General features: G+C 61.4%; 5 protein-coding genes and 2 rRNA genes. 1 reads left to right on the top strand and 6 read right to left on the bottom strand.

Annotated elements, in window-relative coordinates; translation table 11 throughout:
- Positions 1-220 precede the first annotated feature (220 nt).
- Complete coding sequence (gene ruvB, locus OES25_17415; GenBank protein ID MDH3629416.1) at positions 221-1,225, top strand: Holliday junction branch migration DNA helicase RuvB; 1,005 nt, start codon at positions 221-223, stop codon at positions 1,223-1,225.
- Here the strand turns inward: ruvB and ruvA are convergent.
- The 6 genes from ruvA to OES25_17385 all read right to left on the bottom strand — a co-directional run.
- Positions 1,215-1,823, bottom strand: a complete 609-nt coding sequence (gene ruvA, locus OES25_17410; protein MDH3629415.1) for a Holliday junction branch migration protein RuvA — start codon at positions 1,821-1,823, stop codon at positions 1,215-1,217. The genes ruvB and ruvA overlap by 11 nt on opposite strands.
- A 12-nt stretch (positions 1,824-1,835) precedes the next feature.
- Positions 1,836-2,366 (bottom strand): crossover junction endodeoxyribonuclease RuvC, encoded by a 531-nt coding sequence (gene ruvC / locus OES25_17405; protein ID MDH3629414.1) that lies wholly within the window; start codon positions 2,364-2,366, stop codon positions 1,836-1,838.
- Positions 2,366-3,115: a YebC/PmpR family DNA-binding transcriptional regulator gene (locus OES25_17400; protein ID MDH3629413.1), complete on the bottom strand. Its 750-nt coding sequence runs from the start codon at positions 3,113-3,115 to the stop codon at positions 2,366-2,368. The genes ruvC and OES25_17400 overlap by 1 nt, the downstream gene beginning before the upstream one ends.
- Positions 3,116-3,198: 83 nt before the next feature.
- A complete protein-coding gene (locus OES25_17395; GenBank protein ID MDH3629412.1) occupies positions 3,199-4,302 on the bottom strand; it encodes an outer membrane beta-barrel protein in 1,104 nt (367 codons plus the stop codon).
- Positions 4,303-4,501: 199 nt separating this feature from the next.
- Positions 4,502-4,618, bottom strand: a 5S ribosomal RNA gene (rrf, locus tag OES25_17390).
- A gap of 66 nt (positions 4,619-4,684) precedes the next feature.
- Positions 4,685-5,181, bottom strand: a 23S ribosomal RNA gene (locus OES25_17385); the annotation flags it as partial.

Raw genomic sequence — 5,181 nt, 5'->3', positions numbered from 1 at the left:
CGGATCGTCTGCCATCGATCGGCTGGCATGGGCGGAGCATCGCAGCGGACCCACTGCGAGTCCGGTACCAGCATCAGACCCCGAAACTCCCCGGAATCTGACCCTCTAACTGCCGGACTGTCCGCCGACGGACGATCGAGTGTCCGGTGTCCGGACAACAAGCCGCAATCAACGGGCCACGTTGCTGCGGTAGCCCGACGGGCTGTGTCAGAATGAACGGATGGACGAAACCCCACGAGTCATCGAACCCGCCTCCCAGGGAGACGAAACCGGCTTCGAGGCCGCGCTTCGTCCACGTCGTCTCGATGAGTTCGTCGGGCAGCCCCGGATCAAGTCCAACCTGACGGTCTTCATGAAGGCCGCCAGGGGCCGTGAGGAGTCGCTGGACCACGTTCTACTCTATGGGCCTCCCGGCCTCGGCAAGACCACCCTGGCCCATCTGATCGCCGGTGAGATGGGTGCGCCGATCCGGATCACCTCGGGACCCTCCATCGAGAAGGCCGGCGACCTGGCGGCCATCCTGACCAGCCTGCAGCCCGGCGAGATCCTGTTCCTCGACGAGATCCATCGGTTGGGTCGTGCGCTCGAGGAGATCCTCTACCCGGCGATGGAGGACCGTGCGCTGGACCTGGTGATCGGCAGTGGACCCGGCGCCCGCTCCGTGCGGCTCGATCTTCCCCCCTTCACCCTCGTCGGGGCGACGACGCGATTCGGGTTGCTCTCCCCTCCCCTTCGCGATCGTTTCGGCATCGTGCATCACCTGGATTACTACGGCGTCGACGACCTGGCCCAGATCGCCGGCCGATCGGCGAAACTTCTGGAGGTCGAGGTCAGTCCGGATGCCGGGCGGGAGATCGCCGGACGCTCGCGAGGAACGCCCAGGATCACCAACCGTCTCCTACGCCGCATACGAGATTTCGCCGAGGTCGAGGGGGACGGGACCATCGACGCGGCCTGTGCGCTGCAGGCGCTAGAGCGTCTGGAAGTCGATCGCTATGGTCTGGACCAGGTGGATCGTCGGGTCCTCGAGACCATCGTCGACAAGTTTGGCGGTGGACCGGTGGGGCTCAGCACCATCGCCGCATCGGTCGGCGAAGATACCGGAACGATCGAGGAGATCTACGAGCCGTTCCTGATGCAGATCGGGTTCCTGGATCGAACGCCCCGTGGCCGCCAGGTGACCCCTAGAGGTCGTAAACATCTGGGGCGCCCGCTCATCCAATGATGGCCGTCAGAGCCTTTCGCAAGACCTTCTCCAGGGAGGTCTCGTCCGGCGACTGATCGATCACACGATCGACCGCCCGTTCCGCCTTGTCACCGCTATAGCCCAGATTGACCAGCGCCGAGACCACGTCGTCTCTGAGCGACGTCTGGGTTTGGCCCGGACGTTTCCCGGGACCGCCACCTGCCGCGGGGTCGATCTTCAAACGATCCCGCAGTTCCAACAGGACCCGTTCGGCGGTCTTGCGGCCGACACCGGGGATCTTCTGCAGTCGACCGCGGTCCTGCGCATCGACGGTCAGGCATAGCTCCTCGACTCCGATCCCGGAGAGGATCGCGAGGCCCAGACGAGGGCCCACCCCTGAGATCGAGATCAGCGTCTCGAACGCGCGCTGCTCCGACGTCTCCATGAAGCCGTAGAGCTGCAGGGCGTCTTCCCGCACGTGGGTGTAGACGTAGACGGTCGCCGCCTGCCCGATCTTCTCGTTCAGTTCGTAGAACGTGGACAGCGCCACCCGCAATTCGTACCCGACCCCCTGCACATCCAGGAGCAGCGTCTCGGGCGTACACTCCGCAACGGTTCCGGTCAGGCGGCCAATCATCGGATCACCGGCTCACCGGCTCACCGACGATTGTTTGCGAAGCGCGGCCTCGACGATCTGATCGAAGCGGCCACGGATCTGGTGACAGAGCGCCACGGCGATCGCATCGGTCAGGTCGCTGGAGGCCGTGACCGGTCCGAAGACCCGCACGACCTCTGCCGCCACCTGATCCTTGTCGGCCCGTCCGTGACCCGTGACGGTCTTCTTGATGGTGGCCGGTGCGTACTCGATGACCGGGACCCCGTTGGACGCAATGGCCGCCAGGATCACGCCCCGGGCGTGGGCCAGCTGGAGCGCGGATCGTGCGCTGACGCCGTGGAACGGAGCCTCGACGGCCGCCACGGCGGGACGATGACGCGCGGTCAGCTCGTGGATCTCGGCATGGAGCTTCGCCAGCCGTTGTTCGAAGGACTGGCCGGGAGGAAGACGAACCGTTCCGCTGTCATGGAGTTGTGGACTCTGGGCGTGACCACGGATCAGTCCCCAGCCCGTAATCCGGCTGCCTGGATCCACCCCCAGGATCAACCGGGAGGCCTCCACCATCAGCCCTGAGACTCGTTCAATGTCTCTTCGTCGAGGTCCAGGTTGGCGTAGACATTCTGTGCATCGTCGTGGTCCTCGAACATCTCGAGAAGCTGGAGACACTGCCGAGCCTTCTTGCCCTCGAGACGGACCTCGTTTTGCGGAATCCTAACCAGCTTGGCCTCCCGGGTCGGGATCCCCGCTTTCTCAAGAGCGTTCTCAACGTCGGGAAACGCTTCGGGGGAGGTCATGACTTCGTAGTAGTCCTCTTCCGCCAGCAGATCGTCGGCGCCGGCCTCCACGACCAGTTCCATGAGTCGATCTTCCTCGATGGCATCCGACGCGACCTCGAACCGGCCCTTCTTCTCGAACATCCAGGCGACACTGTTGGGCTCGCCCATATTGCCGCCGTTCTTCGCGAAGAGATGTCGGATCTCCGGAGTGGTGCGCATCTTGTTGTCGGTCAGCGTTTCAATCAGGATGGCGACACCTCCGGGACCGTAACCCTCGTAGGTGATCTCGTCGTAGGAGATTCCCGGCAACTCGCCGGTGCCCTTCTGGATGGCGCGCTTGATGTTGTCGCCGGGCATGTTGGCGGACTTGGCCGCCGCGACCGCGCTTCGCAGCCTGGGGTTCCCATCGACATCCCCGCCGCCCATGCGAGCCGCAACCGTCAGTTCCTTGATCAGTCGAGTGAAGACCTTGCCGCGCTTCTTATCCTGCGCGGCCTTCTTGTGTTTGATCGTGCTCCACTTGGAGTGCCCGGACATAGTTCCCTCTCCCTGTGAAAGGCAATTTTATCACAATGGGTTTTCTATCCCGATGGTTGACCAGGGGGCAAAGAACCGTCGGATCAGAAGGTGTAGCGGACGCCGAACTGGATCGACGCGGCGTCGTACTTGACCTCGCCGCCCTGCACGTAATAGAAGCCCAGATCCAACTCTCCGTCGGGAACCGGCAGGAACGTGCACTGGCTGGGTGACGCGACGCAGTCGGTCCCGGGAGGGGCATTGGGCCCCGGCTGCAGACTGCCGCCGTCGATCAACCCACCTCGGGAGACCCGCATCGGGCCGTAGTCCTGGTTGGCAGCGACTGAATCTTCGCTATCGGTCAGATTGGGAACGGCGATACCGAAGTCCCCGCTGTCATTGAAGCTGACGCTGATGCCACGGGAAGACTGGATTACACGGAGATCGACGAACAGAGTCCAGCTTCTTTTTACGCTGAGCTCGGCGCCAGCGGCGAGATGCCATTCCCAGGTATCTCGAGCATCGACGGTTGCGCCGCTGAGGTCCTGAACGGCACCGATCGACTGGAGTTGGGGCTGGGTATTAAACGCCGATGTCACCTGGGCCTGGGCACCACGGGAGGCGTCCATGTTGCGGGAGAGTTCGTTGAACTCCGCACTGGGGTCATAACCGATCAGGCTGTAGCCCATGCCGATTCCGACGTAAGGATTGAACGAGGCACGGGGGCGAAAACGAGCCATGGCGGTCAACTGGATCGGAATCCGTTCGACGTCACCGGCATCGATCTGAAAGATCGCGAAGTTGAAAGGCTCTTGTAACGGAATTTCGACGTCGTTGAATTGGGCCTGCAACTCGACGGTTCCGAGGTTCGTCTTTTGATAACCGATGGAGGCCTCGACCATGAAGATCTTGGTCGCTGCGTACTGTGCGTAGAGAGTCGACACACCCGACGGGCTTAGATCCAGATCGTTGAAGACCGCGGAATCGTTACGGGGATCAACGAAGATGTTGACCCGTTCCAGTCGGTCGTCAAGGATGCTGAAGACATTGCCTGCATCGCTATCGATGGTGTCGAGTCCATTCATGCCGCCCAGGGCTACGCCCAGTCGCCATTTCTTCTCTACGTCTTCCGCGGCGGCGATGCCGATCATCGAAAAGAGGACGACGATGCAAACCGCGACCCGGCCAAGTTGGTGCCTGACTTTCACTATGTCACTCCGTGCCGCCTGACGTCTGGCCAGCGCAGTCTTTATACTGCGACGGCTTCAGACCGGTCAAGACGAAATCGCCATGAACGCGGCTGATATTCAGCAGTTTCAGGCGTTTGCGGTCGGTCTGACACCCCCGCAAGGGATAAAGAAAAGGCCCAACCATCTTGCGACGGGTGGGCCCTTATCAAACATGAAATCCCGGCGACGCCCTACTCTCCCACGCAGTCGCCCACGCAGTACCATCGGCGCTGAGAGGCTTAACTTCCGTGTTCGGAATGGGAACGGGTGTGGCCCTCTCGCTATGGTCACCAGGAACATGAAAACCGAATTATCAGAGAAGACGATCGAGCTGCAGCTCTCCATGAGTCACATGTAACTTATGGTCAAGCCTCACGACCGATTAGTACTGGTAAGCTCAATGCATTGCTGCACTTACACGTCCAGCCTATCAACCTTGTAGTCTTCAAGGGGTCTACAGCCACAAAAGTGGAGGGATACCTCATCTTTGGGAGGGCTTCGCGCTTAGATGCATTCAGCGCTTATCCTTTCCGGGCACAGCTACCCAGCGATGCTCCTGGCGGAACAACTGGTACACTGGAGGCCCGTGGTTTCCGGTCCTCTCGTACTAGGAAACCATTCCGTCAAGTATCCTGCGCCCACAGTAGATAGGGACCGAACTGTCTCACGACGTTCTGAACCCAGCTCACGTACCGCTATTAATCGGCGAACAGCCGAACCCTTGGGACCTGCTTCAGCCCCAGGATGCGATGAGCCGACATCGAGGTGCCAAACCTTGCCGTCGATGTGAACTCTTGGGCAAGATAAGCCTGTTATCCCCGGCGTACCTTTTATCCGTTGAGCGACGGCCCTTCCATT

Source organism: Acidobacteriota bacterium (assembly GCA_029861955.1).
GTDB lineage: Bacteria > Acidobacteriota > Polarisedimenticolia > Polarisedimenticolales > Polarisedimenticolaceae > JAOTYK01.
This window is presented reverse-complemented; position numbering and strand designations above follow the sequence as displayed.